At 62.4% G+C, this 5,025-nt stretch carries 3 protein-coding genes; 2 read left to right on the top strand and 1 reads right to left on the bottom strand.

Features of this window, described 5'->3' with window-relative positions; translation table 11 throughout:
• Together QOC89_RS04790 and QOC89_RS04795 are read left to right on the top strand one after the other, a co-directional pair.
• Positions 1–720, top strand: a 720-nt coding sequence (locus QOC89_RS04790) for a hypothetical protein (protein ID WP_323043973.1), incomplete at its 5' end; no start/stop codon positions are given.
• Between the two features lie 301 nt (positions 721–1,021).
• Positions 1,022–4,432, top strand: coding sequence for an alpha/beta fold hydrolase (locus QOC89_RS04795; protein WP_323043974.1), 3,411 nt, complete (start codon positions 1,022–1,024; stop codon positions 4,430–4,432).
• 307 nt (positions 4,433–4,739) lie between these two features.
• Here QOC89_RS04795 and QOC89_RS04800 read toward each other — a convergent pair.
• The coding region (locus tag QOC89_RS04800) for an FAD-linked oxidase C-terminal domain-containing protein (protein ID WP_323043975.1) at positions 4,740–5,025 on the bottom strand (286 nt) is incomplete at its 5' end.

Here is a 5,025-nt window from a genome sequence, read left to right on the forward strand (position 1 = left end):
CGTACCCAGTTGTCCGCCGACGAAATGGTGTCGATGGTCGAGCTGGTCAAGCGGGCGCTGCGGACGTATCACCCGCTCGAATTGCAGGCGCTCGGCGAGGACAAGGAAGAGCTGGTCGCGCAGTTCATCTATTCGAAAGTATTGCGCCTCGCGCCCGGCCATACGGAAACCAATGCCTGCGCCGAGAGTGCGCCGTCCAATGGTTACGCACTGTGCGCGTATTTTCGCCGCTACCTGATCGACTGCCTGCGCAGCGCCGGCCACCAGCGCAACGTGTCGATGGAAAACGAAGGCATGGCGCAGGAAATCGATCTGCACGCGCACGCGCTGGAAGACCCCGTCGAAAGCGTGCTGTTGCAATACGGGCTCGATGAACAACGCGTGCGCTTCGCGGCGCGTGCCTTTATCGACAGCCTCGACGAACCGGAGCGCATCGTACTGGCCGGCAGCCTCGGCTGGTGCTCGGAAGGAAAAGGCGGTCTGTCGGCAGTCGCTGCTCAGCATCGTGTGCCCTCGTATCACTATCGTGCCGTCAAGCTCGGCGTCACCATGAAAAAGACGGCCGGCGCGGACGATTTTTCCAATACCAAGATCGGCCGCTGGCTGACCGACGTGCTCGGCATCGAGATCGACATCGACAATCGCGCGGCGATTCTGCTCGTATTGAACCTCCTCGCCGCCGAATCGAGCGACAGCGAAATGCATGAAGTAGCCGCCTAATAGCGCATTGACAGAGTCGCGCGGGCCGGGGCGATGCTGCTTCCCCTTTTAGAAATCGCGCACGCGCCGGTCGCCGCTCGCCATGCTTCACACTTCGCGCCTCACGCCACGCGCCACGCGCCGCTCGCCATGCTTCACGCCTCAGGCCTCAGGCCACACACTTCGCGCCACGCGCCACGTACGATGCACCTTTTTTTGTCATCGCGCACCGCCTACGATAAAAAAGCCTTAGCCACACACCGTCTTCCTTTCGAAGTCCGGATTCCCTACCCGGCATCTCCTTCCTGATGAGGTGGTCTGCATGAACCGCTTATCGAGCGCCCTGACGGCGATGCAAGCGCATTACGACGTGGTGGTGGTGGGTTCTGGCTACGGCGGTGCGATCGCCGCGAGCCGGATGGCGCGCGCCGGCAAAAGTGTGTGCGTGCTCGAACGCGGACGGGAATTCATGGCCGGCGAGTATCCGCGCACGCCGCTCGAAGGCGTCGCGCAGATGCAGTACAACACGGCACTCGCGCAAGTCGGCTCACCGCTCGCGCTGCTCGAAGTGCACGTGAACGAACAGGTGAACGCAGTGGTGGGCTGCGGGCTGGGCGGTACCTCGCTGATCAACGCGAACGTCGCGCTCGAAGCCGAACCGCGCTTATGGAACGACGAGCGCTGGCCCGCCGCGCTGCGCGACGACGAGGCGGGCCGCGACAAGGGCTACGAACTGGCTCGCGCCATGCTGCAGCCGTCGGCGGTATCAGGCGATTTCCTGCAACTGCCCAAACTGCAGGCGCTCAAAAAATCCGCGCAGGCGCTCGGCATGGAAGATCGCTTTTACCCGCCCGAGATCACCGTCACCTTCGAGGACCGTGTCAACGCCGCGGGTGTCGAGCAGCAGGCCTGCGTCGGATGTGGCGATTGCAACTCGGGCTGCAACTACGACGCGAAAAACTCTACCCACATGAACTATCTGCCCGATGCGGTCGCGCATGGCGCCCATATTTTCACGGGCACGCCGGTGCATTCGGTATTGCGCGACGCCGCCACGCAAAACTGGATCGTGCGTTTTCAGGAGGTGAAGCTGGGCCGCGAGAGCTACGACGCGCCTGATCTGTTCGTGAGCGCCGATCTCGTGATCGTGTCGGCAGGTACCATCGGTTCCACCGCGCTGCTGTTGCGCTCGCGCAAGGAGGGGCTGACCGTTTCGGACATGCTCGGCAAACACTTCACCGGGAACGGCGACGTGCTGGCCTTTGCGTACAACACCGACGAGGTGATCAACGGCGTCGGCTGGGGCACGCACAAGAAGGGCGAGATTGCGCCGGTCGGGCCGACCATCACCGGCATCATCGACCACCGCAACACCGCCGACGTCAAAGACGGTTTCGTGATCGAAGAGGGTTCGCTGGCCGGCCCGGTCGGCGCCGCGCTGGTCGCCCTGCTCGGCGGTGCCGCGCCGCTCGAAGGCGTGGAGATTCCCGCGCCGCGCGCCGCCGGGGAACGTCCCGGCTACGACGCACGCGTGATCGAAAGCTTCCTGCGCGGCCCCTATCACGGCGCCCTGAACCACACACAAACTTACCTGGTCATGGCGCACGACGACGAAAACGGCCAGATCAGCGTGAACGACTCAGGCAGGCCGCGCATAGACTGGCCGAACGCCGGCAAACAGCCGATCTTCCAAACCGTCGAAGCAACCCTTGAGAAGGCGCAAACGCCGCTCGGCGGCAAATACGTGCGCAACCCGATTTCGACCAGAATGCTCAAGAACCGCACCGTCACCGTCCATCCGCTCGGCGGCTGCGGAATGGGCGAGGATGCCGGGCGCGGTGTCGTCGACCATCAAGGCCGCGTCTTCAGCGGCACGACCGGCAATGCCGTGCACGAAGGCCTGTATGTGATGGATGGCGCCGTGATGCCCATGTCGCTCGGCGTCAATCCGCTGCTGACGATTTCCGCGCTCGCGGAACGCAATTGCGCGCTGCTCGCCAACGCACGGGGCTGGAAGATCGACTACCTGGCGAAGGGTACGGCCGGCACACCGGCGCCCCAAAAGATCGGCCTGCGCTTCACCGAAACGATGATCGGCACTTACACGCCGGCCGTGCAGCGTGAAGCCACCACCAGTCCGATCGAATTCACGCTGACTGTCGAATCGGACAATCTGGCCGGAATGCTGAGCGATCCGCAACATCTGGCCCACACCACCGGCACGCTGACCTGCCCCGCGCTCTCCGCCCAACCGATGACGATCACGGAGGGCACCTTCAATCTGTTCGTGGTCGACGAATCGGATGTGGACAAACGCAACATGAATTACCGCATGACGCTCAATTCGACTGAAGGCAAGACCTACACCCTGACCGCGCAGAAGATCATCACCCGCACGTCGCCGATCAATCTGTGGGAACAGACCAACACGCTCTACGCCGAGATCCGCGAGTCGGCGCAAACGGATACGCCACCGCTTGGCCACGCAACGCTGATCATCACACCCGAGAATTTCCTCAAGCAGCAACGCACGCTTGAAGTGACCAACACGCCGGATCTGAAAACGCGTCTTGAATGGACCCTGAAGTTCGGCAAGTTTTTTGCCGGGGTGCTGTTCACCGAATATGGCGGCGTCGCCGCGCCGTTGCAGTTTTACGATCCGAAGGCGCCGCCGCGGCTGAAGCGCGTGCTGCGTGCTCCAGCGCCACAGGTTGTCTTCTTCGACACGCCCGATAAGACCCGCTTGCGGCTCACGCGCTACGCCGGCTCGCCCGACAAACCGCTGCGTCCCGTGCTGCTGATCCACGGTTCAGGCGTGTCGAGCCGGATCTATTCCACCGACCTGATCGCGACCAACCTGGTGGAGTTTCTCAGCGCAGCCGGCTACGACGTGTGGCTGGTCGATCTGCGCGTCAGCATCGAAATGCCGAGCGTGCTGGTGCCGACCAACGTCGACAAGGTCGCTCGCGAGGACATTCCCGCGGCCGTCGCCAAAGTGCGGGAGGTGACCGGTGTACCGGAGATCCAGGCGCTGGGCCACTGCATGGGCGGGTTGGCATTGACCATGTCGCTGCTGTACGGCCTCGAGGGCGTGCGCTCGGCGGTCATCTCGCAGGTGTCCGCGCATCCGGTGCCCGGCACGCTGGAAAAGATCAAGTGCGGCCTGCATGTGCCGGACATCATGGAACATCTCGGCGTGCTCGATCTGACCGCCTTCACGGAGCACAGGTCGTGGCCTCAGAATCTGCTCGATGAAGCATTGCGGCTCTATCCGCTCAATCACAAACAGGGCTGCGGCAGCCCGATTTGCCATCGGGCGACCTTCCTTTACGGCCTGCTCTACGAACATGAAAAACTGAACGAGACGCTGCATGCCAATCTGCAGGAAATTCTCGGCGTACATGATGTCTCGGTCTTCAAGCATCTCGCCGCGATGGTGCGAGCGGCCAAGGTCGTCGACGCCGCGGGCCGCGACGTCTACCTGAGCGGCGCCGACGGCATGAAAGGCCTGGACGGTATGCGTTTGCCGATCGGCTTTATCCACGGCGAAAAAAACGAAACCTATCTGCCGAAGAGTACGCAACTGACGTACGACATGCTGGTCAAGCACTTCCCCGAGCAGCCTTACGAGCGGCACATCATTCCGGGCTACGGGCACATTGACTGCATCTTCGGCAGGAACGCGGCCGTCGACGTATATCCCGTGATTGCGCGGTATCTGAATGCGCATTGACGAGGCTTGAGCCGGCATATACCTACATGGCTCGACTAACATTCCGTATGGACTCGGAAGCATAGTTCGAGACACAATGTGCCCGGCGACGGGCGGTCGGCGCGCGAACTCCTGCTTTGACAGTCTCGCGTACACGGAACGCGAGCCATCCGTCCATCTTGCCTGGCAGAATAAAACCGAGACTGCTGACGCACGCCGAAGACGCACCACAGTAAATCGCGCGGAAGCCCGTTCTGCGCTGTGTTCGTAGCGGCGTTGCGCGGCGTGCCTCGCATCTCCGGACCCCGCAGCGGCCTGCGCGCATTGCTCAAAACAGCTTGCCCGGATTCAGAATGCCGTGCGGGTCTAATGCCTGTTTGATCGCGGCCATTGCGGCCAATTCAGCAGGCGAGCGCGAGATCGACAAGAACTCGCGCTTGAGCAAGCCGATCCCGTGTTCGGCCGACACCGACCCGTGCAACGGCCCCAGCATCTCATAGACGAACGCATAGACCGCGTGATGATCGACGCCTGGAATCGAATGACCGTCAACGGTGACGTGCAGATTCGAATCGCCGATATGGCCGAAGAAATACGACGCGTTGCCCGGCCAG

The sequence above is a fragment of the Paraburkholderia sp. genome, from assembly GCF_034668105.1.
Lineage (GTDB): Bacteria > Pseudomonadota > Gammaproteobacteria > Burkholderiales > Burkholderiaceae > Paraburkholderia.

Excerpts from the sequence above, each read along its gene's own strand:
- QOC89_RS04795 (WP_323043974.1), top strand. The coding sequence starts at position 1,022 with ATGAACCGCTTATCGAGCGCCCTGACGGCGATGCAAGCGCATTACGAC.